The 653-nt window shown below is 64.9% G+C and carries 1 pseudogene; it reads left to right on the top strand.

From position 1 onward, the window contains the following. Nucleotides 1–653: pseudogene (locus tag V3W27_RS28085) on the top strand (type IV secretion protein Rhs); the annotation flags it as partial.

Here is a 653-nt window from a genome sequence, read left to right as displayed (position 1 = left end):
TACACCTACGACGCCTGCGGCCAGCTCAAGCGCCAGCGTCTGCCGGACAACAGCAAGCTCGACTATCACTACGCCAAGGGCGGCGCGCTGACCGCCATCGACCTCAATGGCACGCGGCTGACCAGTCACGTCTACCAGTCCGGTCGCGAACAACAACGCCAACAAGGCCTGCTGCGCAGCGATTATGCCTACGACGATCAGGGACGTTTGCTGGCCCATGCTGTAGGCCATCAGCACGACTCGCTGTATCGCCGGGATTATGCCTACAGCGCCAACGGCAACCTCGAGCACATTGCCGACAGCCGCCACGGCCAGCGCACCTATGGCTATGACGCCCTCGACCGCTTGATCCGCGTCCGTCACTCGCGCGACGAACTGCCGGAAGCCTTCGCCCACGACCCGGCCGGCAACCTGCTGATGCAGGATCGTCCCGGCCCGACCCGGATCAAGGGCAATCGCCTGCTGATGCAGGGCGACCGCCATTACGACTACGACGCCTTCGGCAACCTGATCCGCGAACGCCGTGGCCGCGACCAGCAACTCGTCACCGAATACCGCTACGACTGCCAGCACCGCCTGATCGGCCTGACCCGCGCCGACGGCCAAACCGCGACCTACCAATACGACGCCTTCGGCCGGCGCATCCGCAAAAC

It is taken from the genome of Pseudomonas sp. AM14(2022) (assembly GCF_036346455.1).
Taxonomy (GTDB): domain Bacteria; phylum Pseudomonadota; class Gammaproteobacteria; order Pseudomonadales; family Pseudomonadaceae; genus Aquipseudomonas; species Aquipseudomonas putida_A.
Note: the sequence above shows the minus strand (reverse complement) of the source record. Positions and strands in the feature narration are given on the sequence as shown.